This is a genomic window from Chromobacterium sp. S0633 (assembly GCF_024158805.1).
GTDB lineage: Bacteria > Pseudomonadota > Gammaproteobacteria > Burkholderiales > Chromobacteriaceae > Chromobacterium.
Genome location: NZ_JAMZGH010000045.1, coordinates 32,808 through 51,935 on the forward strand (window position 1 = coordinate 32,808; position 19,128 = coordinate 51,935).

16 protein-coding genes are annotated in these 19,128 nt (G+C 65.6%); 15 read left to right on the forward strand and 1 reads right to left on the reverse strand.

The genetic code is table 11. The features are described 5' to 3' along the window. The first annotated feature begins 181 nt into the window (after positions 1 to 181). The 3 genes from NK214_RS20660 (at position 182) to NK214_RS20670 (ending at position 4,302) form a co-directional block, all read left to right on the forward strand. Positions 182 to 1,225, forward strand: coding sequence for a GGDEF domain-containing protein (locus NK214_RS20660; protein ID WP_227106596.1), 1,044 nt, complete (start codon positions 182 to 184; stop codon positions 1,223 to 1,225). 88 nt (positions 1,226 to 1,313) lie between these two features. Then, positions 1,314 to 2,534 carry a DUF2399 domain-containing protein gene (locus NK214_RS20665; RefSeq protein WP_107801597.1) on the forward strand — a complete coding sequence of 407 codons (1,221 nt, stop codon included), beginning with the start codon at positions 1,314 to 1,316 and terminating at the stop codon, positions 2,532 to 2,534. Positions 2,535 to 2,865: 331 nt separating this feature from the next. Continuing rightward, positions 2,866 to 4,302 carry a sodium:solute symporter family protein gene (locus tag NK214_RS20670; protein ID WP_227106598.1) on the forward strand — a complete coding sequence of 479 codons (1,437 nt, stop codon included), beginning with the start codon at positions 2,866 to 2,868 and terminating at the stop codon, positions 4,300 to 4,302. Between the two features lie 154 nt (positions 4,303 to 4,456). Here the strand turns inward: NK214_RS20670 and NK214_RS20675 are convergent, their stop codons facing one another. After that, positions 4,457 to 5,005, reverse strand: coding sequence for a cupin domain-containing protein (locus tag NK214_RS20675; RefSeq protein WP_107797945.1), 549 nt, complete (start codon positions 5,003 to 5,005; stop codon positions 4,457 to 4,459). A gap of 334 nt (positions 5,006 to 5,339) precedes the next feature. Between NK214_RS20675 and NK214_RS20680 the strand changes: the two genes are divergently transcribed. The 12 genes from NK214_RS20680 to NK214_RS20735 all read left to right on the forward strand — a co-directional run bounded on the left by NK214_RS20680 (position 5,340) and on the right by NK214_RS20735 (position 18,649). Then, positions 5,340 to 7,727, forward strand: coding sequence for a PAS domain S-box protein (locus tag NK214_RS20680; RefSeq protein ID WP_253315376.1), 2,388 nt, complete (start codon positions 5,340 to 5,342; stop codon positions 7,725 to 7,727). Further along, positions 7,724 to 8,353 (forward strand): response regulator transcription factor, encoded by a 630-nt coding sequence (locus NK214_RS20685; RefSeq protein ID WP_107797947.1) that lies wholly within the window; start codon positions 7,724 to 7,726, stop codon positions 8,351 to 8,353. The genes NK214_RS20680 and NK214_RS20685 overlap by 4 nt, the downstream gene beginning before the upstream one ends. 147 nt (positions 8,354 to 8,500) lie before the next feature. Next, positions 8,501 to 9,604 carry an ABC transporter ATP-binding protein gene (locus NK214_RS20690; RefSeq protein ID WP_107797948.1) on the forward strand — a complete coding sequence of 368 codons (1,104 nt, stop codon included), beginning with the start codon at positions 8,501 to 8,503 and terminating at the stop codon, positions 9,602 to 9,604. 40 nt (positions 9,605 to 9,644) lie between these two features. Next, entirely contained in the window at positions 9,645 to 10,685 is a 1,041-nt protein-coding gene (locus NK214_RS20695) for an ABC transporter substrate-binding protein (protein WP_253315377.1), read from the forward strand. Positions 10,686 to 10,764: 79 nt separating this feature from the next. Beyond that, positions 10,765 to 11,574, forward strand: coding sequence for a class II aldolase/adducin family protein (locus NK214_RS20700; RefSeq protein ID WP_253315378.1), 810 nt, complete (start codon positions 10,765 to 10,767; stop codon positions 11,572 to 11,574). Positions 11,575 to 11,641: 67 nt separating this feature from the next. Continuing rightward, entirely contained in the window at positions 11,642 to 12,670 is a 1,029-nt protein-coding gene (locus NK214_RS20705; protein ID WP_253315379.1) for an ABC transporter substrate-binding protein, read from the forward strand. 65 nt (positions 12,671 to 12,735) lie between these two features. Further along, positions 12,736 to 13,770: an ABC transporter substrate-binding protein gene (locus tag NK214_RS20710; RefSeq protein ID WP_253315380.1), complete on the forward strand. Its 1,035-nt coding sequence runs from the start codon at positions 12,736 to 12,738 to the stop codon at positions 13,768 to 13,770. Positions 13,771 to 13,835: 65 nt separating this feature from the next. Next, positions 13,836 to 14,870 carry an ABC transporter substrate-binding protein gene (locus NK214_RS20715; RefSeq protein WP_253315381.1) on the forward strand — a complete coding sequence of 345 codons (1,035 nt, stop codon included), beginning with the start codon at positions 13,836 to 13,838 and terminating at the stop codon, positions 14,868 to 14,870. 58 nt (positions 14,871 to 14,928) lie between these two features. Continuing rightward, positions 14,929 to 16,188 (forward strand): ABC transporter permease, encoded by a 1,260-nt coding sequence (locus NK214_RS20720; RefSeq protein WP_253315382.1) that lies wholly within the window; start codon positions 14,929 to 14,931, stop codon positions 16,186 to 16,188. Positions 16,189 to 16,228: 40 nt separating this feature from the next. Next, the gene (locus NK214_RS20725; RefSeq protein WP_107797954.1) at positions 16,229 to 17,056 is read left to right on the forward strand and encodes an ABC transporter permease; all 828 of its coding nucleotides are present in this window, start codon (positions 16,229 to 16,231) and stop codon (positions 17,054 to 17,056) included. A gap of 98 nt (positions 17,057 to 17,154) precedes the next feature. Next, a complete protein-coding gene (gene tpx / locus NK214_RS20730; RefSeq protein ID WP_043594076.1) occupies positions 17,155 to 17,652 on the forward strand; it encodes a thiol peroxidase in 498 nt (165 codons plus the stop codon). 268 nt (positions 17,653 to 17,920) lie between these two features. Continuing rightward, positions 17,921 to 18,649 carry an ABC transporter substrate-binding protein gene (locus NK214_RS20735; RefSeq protein WP_227106609.1) on the forward strand — a complete coding sequence of 243 codons (729 nt, stop codon included), beginning with the start codon at positions 17,921 to 17,923 and terminating at the stop codon, positions 18,647 to 18,649. Positions 18,650 to 19,128: the final 479 nt, after the last annotated feature.

Sequence of the window (19,128 nt, forward strand, 5' to 3'; positions counted from 1 at the left end):
ATCCATGGAAGACAAAAAGCAAAGCGCGCGGCCGGAGCCGCGCGGTGTCGAAGGCGGCGATTATAGCCTCCGGGAGAGCGGGGGGCCAGCCGGCCCCGGAGAGGATTGCATGGGGGCGGTCCAGGCGCCTATACCACAGCAAGACGCGATGTCAGACGCGTGTGGGCGGGAGCATGATGCGATGACGATACCTGCGCCGGTGCGGCCGCTGGAACAAGATTTCGACGCTTATCTGATCGACGCCTTCCAATGGCGCAGCCTGGGCTTTCAGGGGGTGGGGGTGTTGGCCGCGCTGGGCTTTCTGCTGGTGCGCCGCCTGTACGGCGGCATGGTGCCGGGATGGCTGTTTCTGGCGGTGGGCCTGGGTCTGGGCGGACTGATCCTGCTGCAGATCTGGGCGCGGCGTGGCCGTTCCCTGCTGTTGTGGCAGGTCTTGTTCGCCATTGGCTATTGCCTGGCGATGAAGCGCGCGCTGGATGCCGGCGGCTACGGCGAATTCCTGTTGTTGCCGACGCTGGGCGTGTCCGCGCTGGTGATGTCGATCAGCATGTCCAGCGTATGGCACACCTTGAGCTTCTGGGGGCTGTTGCTGCTGGTGTTCGACCCGGCGCGGGTGTTTCTGCGTTTGGGCGGCGAACAGACGATTTACGGCTTCGGCTTTCTGGCCCTCATCATCGGCGGCATGGTCTTGGTGCATGTGCAGGTGGTGCAAACCCTGCGCAGCAACCACCTGCTGCTGAACAAGCTGCGGCGGCAGGCCTTTTACGATTCGCTGAGCAGCCTGCCCAACCGGCGCTCCTTTTTGCAACAGGCGGAATACGCGCTGGGGCACGAGGACATCGCCTTCTATCTGGCCATCATCGATATCGATCTGTTCAAGTGCATCAACGACACCCACGGCCACGCGGTGGGGGATCAGACGATACGCGATGTCAGCGCCTTGCTGGCCGAGACCTTCCACGATCAGATTTACGGCCGCATCGGCGGCGAGGAGTTCGGCGTGCTGCTGGCGGCGCGCAGCGACGCGGCGGGGCAGGCGCGGCTGGAGTGTTTCCGCCAGCAGGTGCGCGCCGCGCCTTTTTCCCATGGCCAGGTGACGGTCAGCGCCGGCGTTTGCCAAGTGGGGAACGGCGGGCTGCAGCAGGCTTTTCACCGGGCGGATCAGGCCTTGTACCAGGCCAAGGCCGGCGGCCGGGACCGGGTGATCGCCTGGCAAGCGGCTTGAGGGCCGGCTCCCGATACGCGGCGCGGCATTGAATTTCTGGCGGAAAAATGGTCTATTCCTCATCCGCCTTTTCACCGAGTCGCCCGCTATGTCGCATTGGTTGTCCCAGATCGATCCCGATTCCGTTCGCCGCACCCCGCTGGGCGCGCGCGGCCATAATCTGCTGCTGACGCCGCAGGCCGCGCCGCAGCCGCTGTTGCTGAGCCAGGAGGAGCAGGAACTGGTGGACGGCTGGCTCAAATCGCGCCGCAATCGCATGCGCTGGAGCAGCCTGCTCGCGCTGGCGGACAGTCACGCCCTGGCGGCGAACCTGCTGCGCCGGCTCTTGGAGGCCGGCTGGTGCGAGGTGGAGCTGCACGCCGAAACCGGCCTGCGCCTCAGTCAGCTGGAACCGTTCTGGGTGCAATGGCTGGACATGTACGGCCTGCGCCATTTGCTGGGCATGGCCGACGCGCGGCCCCAGACCGAGGTGGTGGAGCTGTGGCGCGGCTGGCAGCCGCGCCATCCGCTGCTGTTGGGCTTGGCGGAAAGCCTGAGCCCGCATCTGCAATCCTCCACGCTGGAGCGCCGGCTGAAGCTGGCCCAGGCGCTGGACCAATGGCTGCTGGACGGCTGCTGGGGCACCGAGCGCCAGTTTTCGCAGCGCGCGCTGGGGCGCAGCAAAGCCTTCGGCGCGGCGGACCGGCAATGGCTGGCGGAATTCGGCATCGATCTGGAAGCCTGCGGCATCGCCCGTCACACCCCGCACGTCTTCTTGTCCGGGCCGCTGGGCCTGTGGGCCGGGCAGCAGTGCCTGCTGTCCGCCGCCTTGCTGCAACAAGGCGTGGCCCTGGGGCCGGAGGCCTTGATGAGCGTGAGCGCGGTGGAGGGCGCGATCCGCAGCGTGCGCATCGTGGAGAATCTCAGCGTGTTTCAGACGCTGAGCCAGCAGGCGCTGCCGGTGCTGACCATCTGGGTGCCGGGCCAGCCGCATCAGCGCTGGCGCGAGGCGGTGCGCCATTTATTGACCCTGCTGCGGGTGCCGGTGCAGATCGCCTGCGACCTGGCCCCGTCCGGCATCGCCGTCGCCATGGCCGCCGGCCAGGTGGCGGAGCAGGCCGGACGGCCGTGGTCGCCGTGGCGGATGCAGCCGGAGCAACTGACCCTGGCCAACGGCGCCCAGCCCTTGAGCGAGGCGGAGCAGGCGCAGCTGGCGCGCCTGATGGGCGGCGGCCTGCCGCCCTTGCTGCACGGCCTGGCGATGGAGATGCAGGAGAAGCAGTGCAAGGTGGAGCAAGAGGCGCTGTTCATCGAGGACTGGGGGGACTGAGCGCCGGCCGTCCGGCCCGCTGAAAACGGGCGTGGAAATCCGGCTTGGCCGACGGGCGGGCGGCGGAAAATACCGGCGGGCGGCGGCGCGCCGGCAATGACATTCGGGCAAATTGGGGCGGGTGTGAAAAAACTGCCCGGCGATGGGTACACAGCGGGAAAAAGCTGCGTTATCATCGCCCCCCAAACCCTTGATGGCAAAGGCAAGATATCAGGGTTTTCAGGAATTGAGAGAGGCTGGCGGGGTGTCAGGCACCCCCGCCGGCCTCTTGCTTTTGGGCCGCCGTTTTGGCGCGTGCGCGCGCCGCCAGAAGAAGAGGAATATCCTTCCCATGTTGATTGGCTTCGTCGTCGTCTATCTGCTGCTGTCCGTGGGCATCGGCCTCTACGCCGCCACCCGGGTGCGCAACGCCCGCGATTTCGCCGTGGCCGGCCGCAGCCTGCCGTTTCCCATCGTCACCGCCATGGTGTTCGCCACCTGGTTCGGCTCGGAGGCGGTGCTGGGCATTCCGGCCACCTTCATCGACAAGGGCTTCGCCGGCATCGTCGAAGACCCGTTCGGCTCCTCGATGTGCCTGGTGCTGGTGGGCCTGTTGTTCGCGCGGCCGCTGTACCGGCTCAATCTGCTGACCATAGGCGATTTCTACAAGCAGCGCTTCGGCCGCAATGTGGAGCTGTTCGTGTCGCTGTGCATCATCGCCTCCTACCTGGGCTGGGTGGCGGCGCAGCTGACCGCGCTGGGCGTGGTGTTCAACGTGCTGTCCCAGGGCGCGATCAGCGCCAACGCCGGCATGTTGCTGGGCGCGGGCATCGTGCTGGTGTACACGCTGTTCGGCGGCATGTGGTCGGTGGCGCTGACCGACTTTTTCCAGATGACGGTGATCGTCGCCGGCCTGCTTTATCTGACCTGGCTGATCGGCGACATGGCCGGCGGCCCGGTCAAGGTGTTGCAGCACGCGGCGGCGCAGGACAAGTTCACCATGATTCCCAGCATGGCGCCCAAGGACGTGGTCGGCTTCGTCGGCGCCTTGCTGACCATGATGTTGGGCTCCATTCCGCAGCAGGATATCTTCCAGCGGGTGATGTCGGCCAAGAACGAGAACGTCGCCGCGCGCGCGTCCATCGTCGGCGGCGGCCTGTATCTGACCTTCTGCATGCTGCCCATCTTCATCGGCTTCGCCGCCACGCTGATCGATCCGACCATGGTGAGCCGCTGGATGCAGCAGGACGCGCAGATGATTCTGCCCAGCCTGATCCTGGAGCGCACGCCGCTGTTCGCGCAGGTGATGTTCTTCGGCGCGCTGCTGTCCGCCATCATGTCCACCGCGTCCGGCACCTTGCTGGCGCCGTCGGTGACCTTTACCGAGAACGTGCTCAGCCGTTTCATCCCGGTGATGTCGGACCGCCAGTTCCTGCTGGCGATGCGGCTGACCGTGGTGGGCCTGGCCATCGTCACCACGGTGTTCGCGCTCTTGTCCGACGCCACCATCTACGAGATGGTGGGCAACGCCTACAAGGTGACGCTGGTGTCGGCGGTGGCGCCGCTGTTCGCCGGTCTGTTCTGGAAGCGTTCCACGCCGCAGGGCGCCTTGCTGGCCATCGCGCTGGGCCTGGGCAGCTGGCTGGCGCTGGACTGGTTCGGCCCGGCGGATCCGTTCTGGCCGCCGCAGCTGGTGGGCCTGGGTTTCAGCATTGTCGGCATGGTGGCCGGCAGCCTGCTGCCGCAGCGGCTGGGACGGCAGGCTTTGGCGGGGATGGGCCGGGCCTGACCCGGCCTTAGAGCCTGTTTACGATCTCGCGAGCCAAGGCGAGACAAGGCGAAAGCGGCCGAGAACGCGGAATGGCCATACGGTAGATGAGCATTTCGAAGCGGTACTCACCGTGTAAGGCGTCCTCGACGCGCAGCGGATCGTAAACGGATTATCAGAAGTTGGCCGGGGTGTTGGCGCTGATGATCTCCGCCTCGTCCGGCCCGATATTGCGGAATTTGTGCGGCAGGGTGCTGGGGAAGTAATAGCCGTCCCCGGCGGAGAGGATGCTGATGTGGCCGTCCACGGTCAGCTCCACGCTGCCGCGCACCACCACGCCGCATTCCTCGCCTTCCGGATGGGTGATCATTTCCTTGCCGGTGTCCGCGCCCGGCGAATACAGCTCGCGCAGCATGCGCATCTGGCGATTGGGATTGGACGCGCCGATGATCAGCAGCTTCAGGCCGTCGCGGCCCAGATCCGGCTGTTGTTCGCGGCGGAAGGTGTAAGGGTCGCTGGGCGGCGGTTCGCCAAAGGTCAGGAATTCGGTCAGCGTCATGGGGAAACCCTGAATCAGCTTCAATAGCGAACTGATGGACGGGCTGACCCGGTTCTGTTCTATCAGCGAGATGGTGGCGTTGGCCATGCCGGCCCGTTTCGCCAGCTCGCGTTGAGACAGCGCGAAGTGCTCGCGCACTTGTTTGACGCGTAATCCAATATCCATGCCTGTAACCTCGGTGGCGTGCCCTTGTCGGCCTCTGCTTAGTATTTTCGACAATTTTTCGAATAGCGTCACAGTATACTGATGTCGCCGCCGGCGATGCAGAGCAATTCGCGTTTTCCGGCCGGCGGCGGCGCATTTTCGAAGCCTGGGACCATTCTCCGGACCGTCGCCGCGTCTGCCCGCGTTCTCAATCCTCCCGTCGCCGTCCCGCCAGGCCGGTCGCCTGCGTTGCTTGCCACAGACTTTCCCGCTTTGTGTTTGATTTTTTAGACAGCGTCGCCGCGCTGCCACAGTATGGTGGCATGCGCGCCGTCCGGCGCGCCGGAGAGACGCATTGAGAGCCTTATTGTGGATGGCGGGATGGGCGGCGCTATGGCTGGCGCCGGCGAGCTGGGCGCTGAGCCTGTCGACGGCGGAGCGGGACTGGCTGAGCCGGCACCCGGTGCTGCGGGTGGGCGTGGTGCCGCAAGCGCCGTACGCGGTGCTGGACGCGCGCCGGCAGGCGCTGAGCGGCGCGCATGTGGAACTGATGAACCGGCTGGCCGCCGAATTGGGCCTCAAACTGGCCTGGACCTTCTATCCGAACAAGACGCAGTTGAGCGCGGCGGCGCGGGCGGGGCGGGTGGATGTCGCGCCCGGCCTGGAACAAACCCCGGCCGGCTTGCGTTACTGGCTGTTTTCCGGCCCCTTCCTGCGCATCCCCTACAAACTGGTCGGGCGCGGCGAGCCGGCGGCGGCGCTGGAACTGGAACAGCTGCCGGACAGCGCGCGGGTGGCGGTGCTCGAACCGGGCGCGGCGGCGGCCTTTCTGATCGCCAATTATCCGGCCTTGCGGCGCTTGCCGGCCGGCTCGGACCGCAACGCGCTGCAGCAGGTGCAGCAGCAGCGGGCGGATTACGCGGTGGTGGACGAGGCGCAGCTGAACCAGCTGCTGCGCGAGCCGGAATTCTCGCACTTGCGCGCGGTGGGCGACAGCGGCGCCACCCGGCTGTTGCGGGTGGCGTCGCGGCAGGACTGGCCGCAGCTGGCGATGCTGCTGGACCGGGCCTTGAGCGCGCTGCCGGCCTCGCAGCGCGGCCATCTCTACACGCGCTGGGTGCAGGCGGAGCCGACGCCGCTGGCCGACAGCCTGCCGTTTTGGCGCAGGCTGAGCCAGGTTTCGCTGCTGCTCATCCTGCTCTTGGCCGGCGCGCTGCTGTGGCAGGGCCGGCAGCAGCGGCAGTCGCGGCAAGCGCTGGCGGCGGCGCGGCAGGCGCTGGCCCAGCGGGAAGCCGGCGCCGAGGCCTTGCGGCTGACCCAGTTCTCGGTGGATCACAGCACGGTGGGCATTCTGTGGCTGAACTGGGAAGGCCGGCTGCGTTACGCCAATCAGGCCGCGCTGGCGATGCTGGGGTGCGCGGAGGCGGAGGCGGTGGGGCAGCCGCTGTCTCGCTTCCAGCCGGGCTTGGACATGGACGGCTGGCTGGACTTGTGGGGCCGGGCGCGGAGCCGGGGCCTGCTGCAGTTTGAAACCGATAGCCTGCGCGCCGACGGCGGCAGCCTGCCGCTGGACGTCTCGCTCAGTTTTCTGCGCTTCGGCGGCGCCGACTACCTGGTGGCCTTTATGCACGACGTCACCGAAAAGCGGCAGGCGCGCGCCGCCCTGCGGGAGAGCGAGGCGCGTTTCAAGGGCATTGCCGGCAATGTGCCGGGCCTGGTGTTCCGGCTGGAGCGCGCCGACGCGGCGGAAGACCCGCGGCTGGCCTTCGTCAGCGAGGCCAGCCTGGCGCTGACCGGCTACCCGGCCGCGGACTTGCTGGCGCGGCCGGAGGGCTTGCAAGCGCTGGCGCACCCTGAGGACGCCGCGGCGCTGCGCGACAGCTGGCAAGCCGCCTGGCGCGAGCAGCGCGACTGGAGCTGGCAGGGCCGGATTCTGACCCGGGACGGCGCGGAGCGCTGGGCCGATCTGCGCGCCAGCGCCCGCCGCCACGGCGCGACGGGCATGGTGTGGGATGGCATCCTGTGGGATATCAGCGCCGGCAAGCGCAATGAACTGGAGCTGAGCGCGTCGCGCGCCATGCTGCGCGACCTGGCCGCCCACCTCGAAACGGTGCGCGAGGAGGAAAAAGCCCATATCGCGCGCGAGGTGCACGACGAACTGGGCCAGGTGCTGACCGTGCTCAAGCTGGAAACCTCGATGCTGGAACTGAGCCTGGGGCGGCCGGAGGGCGCGGCGGCGGAGCGGCTGGCCAGCATCAAGAAGCTGATCGCCCAGACCTTCGCCCTGGTCCGCGACGTGGCCACCGCGCTGCGGCCGCCCATCCTGGACGCGGGCCTGGCCTCGGCGGTGGAATGGCAGGCGCGCCGCTTCGAAGCCCGCAGCGGCATACCCTGTCTGGTGCTGGTGCCGGACACGCCGCTGCGCCTGGACGACGCCAAGGCGGTGGGCCTGTTCCGGGTATTGCAGGAGGCGCTGACCAATGTGATGCGCCACGCCGAGGCTCACACGGTGACGCTGCACTTGCAGGCCTTGCCGGGAGAACTGGTGCTGAGCATTATCGACGACGGCAAAGGCTTCGAGCGGCGGCCGGGGGAAGCGGGCAGCTCCTACGGCCTGGTGGGCATGCGCGAGCGCCTGCTGATGTTCGGCGGCGGCCTGGACGTGGCCAGCTCGCCGGGACTGGGCTGCAGTTTGACGGCCCGGCTGCCTTTGCGGCCGGATGAAGGGGAGGAGAAGACATGATTCGAGTGATTGTGGCGGAAGACCACACCATCGTGCGCGAAGGCATCAAGCAGTTGATCGGCCTGGCCGACGATTTGCAAGTGGTCGGCGAAGCCGCCCACGGCGCCGCGGTGTTCGACGCCTTGCGCGCCGCCGCCTGCGATGTGCTGCTGCTGGATATTTCCATGCCGGGCCTGAGCGGCCTGGACGTGATTCCGCGCTTGCGGGCGCTGGCGCAGCCGCCGGCCATTCTGGTGCTGTCCATGCACGACGAGGTGCAGATGGCGGCGCGCGCGCTCAAGGCCGGCGCCGCCGGCTACGCCACCAAGGACAGCGATCCGGCGCTGCTGCTGACCGCGATCCGCAAGGTGGCCGGCGGCGGCCGCTACATCGACCCGCAACTGGCGGACCGGCTGGTGTTCGAAGTCAATCTCAGCGACGAGAGGCCGCCGCACGCCCAGTTGTCCGAGCGCGAGTTCCAGGTGTTCCAGCGCCTGGCGCAGGGGGCCAACGTCAACGAGGTGGCGCAGCTGCTGGCGATCAGCGCCAAAACCGTCAGCACCCACAAGGTCAGGCTGATGCAGAAGCTGCGCGCGCAGTCTCTGGCGGATTTGGTGCGCTACGCGATCGAGCACCAGCTGTTTTAACGCGCGTGACTGCTGCGGCGCACTAAGAATTTCCCTACAGCGCGCGCCGTTTATCCCGACGGCAAAATCCGCCGCCCGCCGATGGCGGGCGCGCGCCGCGCTCCCTAGCATGGTTGGCGTACGCATTCACTTTCAGGTGTCGCCGCCATGTCCGCAGCCAGCGATGTGCTTGTCCGCTTCCTCAACGTCCAGAAAAGCTATGACGGCGAAAACCTCATCGTCAAAAACCTGAACCTGGACATCCGCCGCGGCGAATTCCTCACCCTGCTGGGGCCGTCCGGCTCCGGCAAGACCACCAGCCTGATGATGCTGGCCGGTTTCGAAACCCCCACCGGCGGCGAGATCCAGCTGGCCGGCCGCTCCCTCAACCGGGTGCCGCCGCACAAGCGCAACATCGGCATGGTGTTCCAGAACTACGCCTTGTTCCCGCACATGACGGTGGCGGAAAACCTGGCCTTCCCGCTGTCGGTGCGCGGGGTGTCCAAGGCGGACATCCAGGACAAGGTGAAGCGGGCGCTGGCCATGGTGCAGCTGGACGCCTTCGCCGGCCGCTATCCGGGCCAGATGTCGGGCGGCCAGCAGCAGCGGGTGGCGCTGGCGCGCGCGCTGGTGTTCGAGCCGCAGCTGGTGCTGATGGACGAACCGCTGGGCGCGCTGGACAAGCAATTGCGCGAACACATGCAGATGGAGATCAAGCATCTGCATCAGCGGCTGGGCGTCACCGTGGTCTACGTCACCCACGATCAGGGCGAGGCGCTGACCATGTCGGACCGGGTGGCGGTGTTCCATCAGGGCGAAATCCAGCAGATCGACGCGCCGGCCCAGCTCTACGAGCGGCCGGACAACGCCTTCGTCGCCAACTTCATCGGCGAGAACAATCGCTTGCCAGGCACCCTGCTGAGCCAGGACGGCGAGCGCTGCCTGGTGGAACTGGAGCGCGGCGAAAGGGTGACGGCGCTGGCGGTGAAGGTGGGCGAGGCCGGCAGCCCGGTGTCGCTGTCCATCCGCCCCGAACGCATCCTGCTCAACGGCCATAGCGAGCGCTGCGACAACCGCTTCTCCGGCCGGGTGGCCGAATTCATCTACCTGGGCGACCACGTGCGCGTGCGCATGGAGGTGTGCGGCAAGCCCAACTTCTTCGTCAAACAAGCCATCGCCGAACTGGACGCCACGCTCGCCGTCGGCGACGTGGTGCCGCTGGGCTGGCAGGTGGAGCATGTGCGCGCGCTCGATCCGCTGGTTCACGAATAGCAAGGCGCGACGCCGCGCCCTTTGCACAGGAGGACCTGGAATGTCTGCAAGCATCAAGCTGGCCGTCACGGCCCTGGGTTTGGCTTTCGCGGGCCAAGCCATGGCTGCCGCTGTGACCGTGATCTCGTTCGGCGGCGCGGGAAAGTCCGCCCAGGACAAGGCGTATTACCGCCCCTTCCAGCGGGAGACCGGCATCAAGGTGATCGGGGCGGAATACAACGGCGAGATGGCCAAGATCAAGGCCATGGTCGATAGCCGCAGCGTGTCGTGGGACGTGGTTGAGGTCGAGCCGGCGGCGCTGGCGCGCGGCTGCGACGAAGGCCTGTTCGAAAAGCTGGATTACAGCAAGATCGGCAAGCCCGCGGATTTTCTCGCCGGCGCGGTGCAAAGCTGCGGGATAGGCATGAACGTCTGGTCCATCGTCCTGGCCTACAACGCCGACAAGCTGAAAACGGCGCCGGCCGGCTGGAAGGATTTCTGGGACGTGAAGACCTTCCCGGGCAAGCGCGGTCTGCGCAAGGGCGCGCAGGACAATCTGGAGTTCGCGCTGATGGCGGACGGCGTCGCCCCGAAGGACGTTTACAAGGTGCTGGCCACGCCGGCGGGCGTCGATCGGGCCTTCCGCAAGCTGGACCAGCTCAGGCCGAACATCCAGTGGTGGGAAGCCGGCTCCCAGCCGCCGCAGTTTCTGGTTTCGGGCGATGTGGTGATGAGCTCGGCCTACAACGGCCGCATTTCCGAAGCGAGGAAGGAAGGCAAGAACCTGAAGGCGGTCTGGAACGGCTCGGTTTACAACTACGACTACTGGGCGATTCCCAAGGGCAGCCCGCGCAAGGACGACGCGCTGAAGTTCATCCGCTTCGCCACGCAGCCGGCCAATCAGAAAGTCTATGCCGACACCATCGATTACGGCGTCACCCACCGCAAGGCGATCCAGATGCTGGACGCGACAAGGAGCCGGGACCTGCCGACCTCGCCGCGGAATCTCGCGGTGGCGCTGAGCGAGGACACGGCGTTTTGGGTGGACAGGAGCGAGGAGCTCGAGCAGCGCTTCAACGCCTGGGTGGCCAAGTCCAAGTAAGCGCGGTTGCCGCGGCGCCCGCCGGCGTCGCCAGTTGGCCCCCCGGATGGGGGCGGATGCACAACACACCGAGGTCATGATGGAACGCTCAGCAAAGCTCAGCCCTGCCCCGCAGCAAGCCGCCCAGCCCGTGAAGTTGGAAGGGGAGCGGCAACTACGTCGAGAACTGGCGGCCTGTTATCGGCTGATCGCGCACTTTCGCATGAGCGATCTGATCTCGACGCATATCTCGGTGCGCTTGCCAGGACCGGAACACCATTTCCTGATCAATCCCTACGGGCTGATGTTCGACGAAATCACCGCGTCCAGCCTGGTCAAGATCGGTCTCGACGGCCGGGCGCTGGACGAGAACGACGCCCTGGTCAATCCGGCCGGTTTCGTCATCCACAGCGCCATCCACTCGGCAAGACCGGATGCCCAGTGCGTGCTGCATACCCATACCCGGGCCGGCTGCGCGGTGGCGGCGCTGGCGGAGGGCTTGTTGCCGGTGAACCAGATGTCGATGGAGTTCTACGGGAAGGCGGCGTACCACGATTACGAAGGCATCGCCCTGGACCTCAACGAGCAGGCGCGCCTGGTGCGGGATCTGGGCGACAAGCCGGTGCTGATCCTGCGCAACCACGGCTTGCTGACCGTGGGGGAGACGGTCAAGCAGGCTTTCCTGCGCATGTACTACCTGGAGAAGGCCTGCGATATCCAGCTGAGCGCGCAGGCGGCCGGAGCCTTGCGCCTGCCGTCCGTGGCGGTTTGCCGGCGGACCGAGCGCCAGTTCAACGAGCCGGAGCGCGAGGTGGGCGAGCGGGAGCTGAAGGACGATAGGTTCGTCGACCTGGCCTGGGCGGCGCTGCTGCGCCTGCTGGACCGGCTCGATCCCGGCTACAAACTTTGACCGGGACGGGCGGCTGCCGCGGCCCGGCCAGCGGGCAAGCGGCGTTGACGTAAAGGAGGTAGGGGTCATGGCGATACACGGTAAATCCTTGCTTCTGGCTTGCGCCGCGCTGGCGGCCAGTCAGGCGCAGGCGCTGACCATCGTCTCATTCGGCGGCGCCAACCAGGCGGCCCAGGTTCAGGCCTATTACCAGCCCTTCCAGCGCGCCACCGGCATCAAGGTGCTGGCCGGCGAGTACAACGGCGAAATGGCCAAGGTCAAGGCGATGGTGGCGGCGCGGAGCGTGTCCTGGGACGTGCTGGAGGTGGAAGCGCCGGAACTGGCGCGGGGCTGCGACGAAGGCTTGTTCGAAAAGCTGGACCCGGCGCTGGCCGGCGCACGCGCAGAGGTGGTTGATGGCGCGCTGCAACCCTGCGGCATCGGCCTCTTCGTCTGGTCCAATGTGCTGGCTTACAGCGCGGACAAGCTGAAGACCGCGCCGCGCGGCTGGGCCGATTTCTGGGATGTGAAGCGCTACCCGGGCAAGCGTGGCATGCGCAAGAGCGCCAAATACACTTTGGAGATCGCTCTGCTGGCCGACGGCGTTGCCGCCAAGGACGTGTATCGCCTGCTGGCCACGCCGGCCGGCGTGGAGCGCGCCTTCAAGAAGCTGGCCCAGCTCAAACCTTACATCCAGTGGTGGGAGGCCGGCGCGCAGCCGCCGCAATACCTGGCCTCCGGCGACGTGGCGATGAGCTCGGCCTACAACGGCCGCATCGCCTCGGCCCAGCAAGAGGGCCGGAATCTGAAGATAGTTTGGGACGGCAGCCTGTATGACTTTGTCTACTGGGCCATCCCCAAGGGCGCGCAACAGGGCGCGGCGGCAAGGCGTTTCATCGCTTTCGCCAGCCGGCCGGAAGCCCAGGCGGCGTATTCGCGACAGATGGCCTATGGCCCGATCAATCGCCAGGCGATGGCGTTGTTGGCGCCGGCGCGACAACTGGAACTGCCCACCGCGCCGGCAAATCTGCAAAGCGCGGTACGGGTGGATTCCAACTTTTGGGCCGATCACGGCGAAAGCCTGGAGCAGCGCTTCAATGCCTGGGCCCTGCGTTGATGGTCGGTTTTGAAAGCCGCGCCGGCCTGGCCGGCGTCACGATGCAGCCAATAAGGAGAATGAGGATGGCAGTTGGACAAGGGTTCATCCTGCTGGGCGCCGCGCTGGCATTGGCCGGCGCCGCCCAGGCCCGGGATCTGACCGTGATTTCCTTTGGCGGCGCCAGCAAGGCGGCGCAGACCAAGGCCTATTACCAGCCGTTTCAGCAAGCCACCGGCATCAAGATCCTGGCCGGCGAGTACAACGGCGAAATGGCCAAGCTCAAGGCCATGGTGGACACCAAGAGCGTGTCCTGGGACGTGCTGGAAGTCGAATCGCCGGAGCTGGCGCGCGGCTGTGACGAAGGGCTGTTCGAGCGGCTGGATTACGCGCGCATCGGCAATAAGGCGGATTTCCTGCCGGGCGCGGCCCAAGCCTGCGGCATCGGCACCCTGGTCTGGTCCACCGCGCTGGCTTACAACGCGGACAAACTCAAGACCGCGCCGCGCGGCTGGGCCGATTTCTGGGACGTGAAGCGTTATCCCGGCAAGCGCGGCATGCGCAAGGGCGCCAAATACACTTTGGAGATCGCTCTGCTGGCCGACGGCGTTGCCGCCAAGGACGTGTATCGCCTGCTGGCCACGCCGGCCGGCGTGGAGCGCGCCTTCAAGAAGCTGGCCCAGCTCAAGCCGCATATCCAGTGGTGGGAAGCCGGCGCGCAACCGCCGCAATACCTGGCCTCCGGCGATGTGGTGATGAGTTCCGCCTACAACGGCCGCATCGCCGCGGCGCAGAAAGAGGGCAAGAAACTGAAAATCGTCTGGGACGGCAGCCTGTACGACTTCGACTCCTGGGCCATTCCCAAGGGCTCGCCCAACAAGGACGCCGCTTACCGCTTCATCGCCTTCGCCAGCAAGCCGGAAAACCAGAAAGTGTATTCCCAGAACATCAGCTACGGACCCAGCAATAAGAAAGCCTTGCCGCTGCTGGACAAAGCGGAAATGTCGGAGCTGCCCACCGCGCCGCAGAACATGAGGAATGCCTTGAAGGTGGATATAGAGTTTTGGGCCGATCACGGCGAAAGCCTGGAGCAGCGCTTCAATGCCTGGGCCCTGCGCTGATGGTTGGTTTTGAAAGCCACGCCGGCCTGGCCGGCGTCACGATGCAGTCAACAAGGAGAATGAGGATGGCGTTTAAACAAAAATGCATGCTGCTGGGCGCCGTGCTGGCTTTGGCCGGCGCGGCTTCGGCCAAGGATTTGACGGTGATTTCCTACGGCGGCGCCAACAAGGACGCCCAGGCCAAGGCCTATTACGCGCCCTTCCAGAAGAGCAGCGGGCTCAAGCTGGTCAGCGGCGAATACAACGGCGAAATGGCCAAGCTCAAGGCCATGGTGGACACCAAGAGCGTGTCCTGGGACGTGTTGGAAGTGGAGTCGCCGGAATTGGTGCGCGGCTGCGACGAAGGCCTGCTGGAGCGGCTGGATTACGCGCGCATCGGCAATAAGGCCGACTTCGTGCCCGGCGCGGCCCAGCCTTGCGGCATCGGCATCTTCGTCTGGTCCACCGCGCTGGCCTACAACGCCGACAAGCTGAAGACCGCGCCGGCCGGCTGGAAGGATTTCTGGGACCTGAAGAAATTCCCCGGCAAGCGCGGCCTGCGCAAGGGCGCCAAGGGCACGCTGGAGATTGCGCTGCTGGCCGACGGCGTGGCCGCCAAGGACGTCTATCCGGCACTGGGCACGCCGGCCGGCGTGGACCGCGCCTTCAAGAAGCTGGACCAGATCAAGCCCTATCTGCAGTGGTGGGAGGCCGGCGCGCAGCCGCCGCAATACCTGGCCTCCGGCGATGTGGTGATGAGCTCCGCCTTCAACGGCCGCATCGCGGTGGCGCGCAAGGAGGGCAAGAACCTGAAAGTGGTGTGGAACGGCAATCTCTACGACTTCGATTACTGGTCGATTCCCAAGGGCACGCCCAAGCGCGACCAGGCTTACCAGTTCATCGCCTTCGCCAGCAAGCCGGAAAACCAGAAGGTTTATTCGCAGAACATCGCCTACGGTCCCAGCAACAAGCGGGCGATTCCGCTGCTGGACAAGAACGAGCTGCCGGATTTGCCGACCGCGCCGCAGAACATCAAGGACGCGCTGAAGATCAATCTGGAGTTCTGGGCCGACCACGCGGAGAACCTGGAGCAGCGTTTCAACGCCTGGGCGGCGAAGTAGAGCGCTCATCCTTCATTTAGCGGAGGCCGCCTTTCGGCGGCCATAACGGAGTAAGGCCATGACGGCTTCCACGGTATCCCATTCCCGCGCGTCCGCGCCGGACGAGCGGCCTCTGAAGGCGCGGTTGGCCCGGGCGGAGCGGCTGGGCAAGCTCAAGTCGCTGGCGCTGGTGTCGCCGCTGCTGCTGTTCTTGCTGCTGACTTTCATCGTGCCCATCGGCGTGCTGCTGTTGCGCAGCGTGGACAACCCGGAAGTGGCGGGTTCGCTGCCGCGCACGGTGCGGGCGCTGGCGGCCTGGGACGGCAAATCGCTGCCGCCGGAGGCGGCTTACCGCGCGCTGGCCGACGATGTGCGGCTGGCCGGCGAGCGCCAGACGCTGGGCGATCTGGGCAAGCGGCTGAACATGGAGGTGCCCGGCTACCGCAGTCTGCTGGGCAAGACCTCGCGCGCCTTGCCGCTGGAGCCGGCGCCGGCCTCGTTCAAGCAGGCGCTGACCGAGCTGGACGAACGCTGGGGCGACCCGGCCTACTGGCTGGCGATACGCCGCAACCAGTCCGCCTACACGCCGTATTATCTGCTGGCGGCGCTGGATCACCGCATCGACGACCTGGGCGAACTCAGCCGCGCGATGCCGGATCAGGGCATTTACCTGAGCGTGTTCGCCCGCACGTTCTGGATGAGCCTGGTGGTGACCGCGCTGTGCCTGCTGCTGGCCTATCCGCTGGCCTATCTCTTGGCCAGCCTGCCCACGCGCCGCAGCAATCTGCTGATGATCATGGTGCTGCTGCCGTTCTGGACCTCGGTGCTGGTGCGGGTGGCCGCCTGGATCGTGCTGCTGCAGTCCGGCGGCCTGATCAACGCCGCCTTGCTGAGCCTGGGCCTGATCGAGCAGCCGTTGCAGCTGGTGTTCAACCGCGTCGGCGTCTACATCGCCATGGTGCACATCCTGCTGCCCTTCATGATTCTGCCCATCTACAGCGTGATGAAGGGCATCTCCCCCAGCTATCTGCGCGCGGCGATCTCGCTGGGCTGCCACCCCTTCGCCGGCTTCTGGCGGGTGTACGCGCCGCAGACCGTGGCCGGGGTGGGCGCCGGCTGCCTGCTGGTGTTCATCCTGTCCATAGGCTATTACATCACCCCGGCCTTGCTGGGCAGCCCCAACGACCAGATGGTCAGCTATTTCGTCGCCTTCTACACCAACACCACCATCAACTGGGGCATGGCCACCGCGCTGGGCGGCCTGCTGCTGGCGGCCACCTTGCTGCTGTACGCGGTCTACCACCGGCTGGTGGGCAGCGAACGGCTGCGGCTGGGCTGAACCGCCGCCTGGACCCAACCGATACTGGAGAGCCAAACCGATGCCAAGCCATCACACCTTGCCGGAAGAACGGCTGTGGTTTTACCTGCACCGCCTGCTGGGCGGCCTGACGCTGCTGTTCCTGGTGCTGCCGGTGCTGGTGATCATCCCGCTGTCTTTCAACGCCAGCGCCTTCCTGGTCTATCCGCTCAGCGGCTTTTCCCTGCGCTGGTATCAGGAGTTCTTCTCCTCGGCGGAGTGGATGCGCGCCTTGCAGAACAGCCTGATCGTCGCGCCGCTGGCCACCGTGCTGGCGATGACGCTGGGCACGCTGGCCGCCGTCGGTCTGACCCGCGCCGAGTTTCCCGGCAAGGGCCTGCTGATGGCGGTGTTGATCTCGCCCATGGTGGTGCCGGTGGTGATCGTTGGCGTGGCCGGCTATCTGTTCTTCGCGCCCCTTGGCATGGACAACAGCTATCTGACGCTGGTGCTGCTGCACGCGGCGCTGGGCGTGCCCTTTGTGGTGATCACCGTCAGTGCCACGCTGCAGGGCTTCAACCGCAATCTGGTGCGGGCCGCCGCCAGCCTGGGCGCGTCGCCGCTGCGGGTGTTCTTCAAGGTGACGCTGCCGCTGATCGCGCCGGGGGTGATTTCCGGCGCGCTGTTCGCCTTCGGCACCTCCTTCGACGAGGTGGTGGTGACGCTGTTCGTCGCCGGGCCGGGCCAGGCGACGCTGCCGCGGGCGATGTTCGGCGGCATACGCGAAAACCTCAGCCCCGCCATCGCCGCGGCGGCCACGCTGTTGATCGGGTTTTCGGTGCTGATGCTGCTGACGCTGGAGTGGCTGCGAGGCCGTGCCGAGCGGCTGCGCAGCCGGCCCGGGATCTGAATACCGGCTTGGCCCTACTTTGGGAGGGGTTGAATTTCAGCCAAGCTGCCGCACACTAGGAGGCATTCACCCCCTGAAACCAAATGAGGAATTCCCACATGGCTACCGTTACTCTGCGCGGCAATCCGGTTGAAGTGGCTGGCGCGCTGCCGGCCAAGGGCCAGCAAGCCCCGGCCCTGACCCTGACCTCCGCCGACCTGGCCGAAGTCAAACTGGACAACTACGCCGGCAAGAACAAGGTGCTGAACATTTTCCCGAGCGTGGACACGCCGACCTGCGCGATGTCGGTGCGCAAGTTCAACGAACGTGCGGCCAAGCTGGCCGACACCGTGGTGCTCTGCGTTTCCGCCGACCTGCCGTTTGCGCAGAAGCGCTTCTGCGGCGCCGAGGGCATCGACAATGTGGTGACCCTGTCCACCTTCCGCAACCCGCAGTTCGCCGCCGACTACGGCGTCAAGCTGGCCTCCGGCCCGCTGGCCGGCCTGACCGCCCGCGCGGTGGTGGTGCTGGACAAGGACAACAAGGTGTTGCACAGCGAGCTGGTGGCCGAGATCGGCGAAGAGCCGAACTACGACGCCGCGCTGGCCGCGCTGTAAGCGACGTTGCCGCAGACCAAACCCGCCGGTGTGAATCGGCGGGTTTTTTGCGTCCCGGCTCCGGCGCCAATCCGCCATCAGGTCAAAATAATCCTATAGTGGATCCATCACAGCGGTTTTAAATCTTTATCTTCACAAGATTCGACCTTAAGCCCTGTGACAAAGGCGCTGCCCATCCCGCTTAACGGCCCACGTTCTTATGCCCCCCATGCTCAAACGACACAAGGCGTCATGCTCGCTTGCATTACGGAATGCCTCTGGAGGACTCGTGGCTAAGCGGCTGCTTTTTACCCTCTTATTGCTGGGGGGCGCGCCAAGCTGCTTGGCGGAGCAGCTTCTATCCCTGCAGTATCGGGACAAACCGCCCTACAGCTATAGCCAAAATGGAAAACCGGCCGGTTTTTTATTGGAGCGGACCATTGAAATTTTACACCGCGCGGCCGTGCCGGCGGAGTTTGAAGAAGTGCCTGCCAAACGCATTCTCAGTAATATTCAAGCCAATAAGAAATTGATTTGCTCCCCAGGCTGGTATAAAACCCCTGAGCGCGAGGCCTTTGCCTTGTTTTCATCGGCCATTCACCAAGACAAGCCGCATCTGATATTGGCGAACGTCAAATCCGCGAAAAACATCCAGAAATTGGGCACGTTAAAAGCGCTGTTCGCCAGCCATGAATTCAAGCTTGGCAAAGTTTCCGGCGTGTCTTACGGCACAGAATTGGATGCGATGATTGATCATGCCGCCGCCGCCGTGATGGATTCGACGGTGACACCGGGCGAACTGGCTCAAATGATCGTCTCTCAGCGTGCCGACTATATGCTGATCGATGTCGAGGATTACAAATTTCTGCTGCAGAAAAAAGAAATCGATTCAACAAAATTGACGATATTGACATTCAAGGACATTCCCGAGGGGCTTAAGCGCTACATCATGTGCAGCAAGCAGGCCAGTCCCGAGCTTATGCAGCGGATTGATCAATCCATACACCTCCCTCCCTGATCCGGCCTGCGGCTATCCCGCGAGCGCTGTTTCCTGCCGGCGTCCTCCCTTGACGGTCTTCGCCAGCCTGTTTAGGCTTGGTCCCGCGTCGTGTCCAATCACACGGCGCAGGGCTGGCAAGCCTATTAATCATTCCACCGCAGACACAACGCTCCGCTTTGGCGCCGTTACGTCTGCTGCCACGCCGTACCCATTCGGGACGGGCCGTGGCAGGGAGTCCTCTGGACTGCCGGTCTTTGTGGAATGAACCGGTCTTGCCACCTTGTCACGTGCCTGTCCTCGCCTCGCCTGGGCAGGTTTCCAAAGCTGACATGGAGACCGTGATGACCTTTTCCACCTTTCCCCCCGCAATGCCTCCTCCCGCCTGTCCCCATGGCGCAGGAGAACGCCCCGAGCCCGCCTCTGCGCCGGTGATGGAGCAACTGCGTTCCTGCGCTCAGCGCTTGCCCGCCGCCGCCGGCAATGTGCTGCTGCTGGGC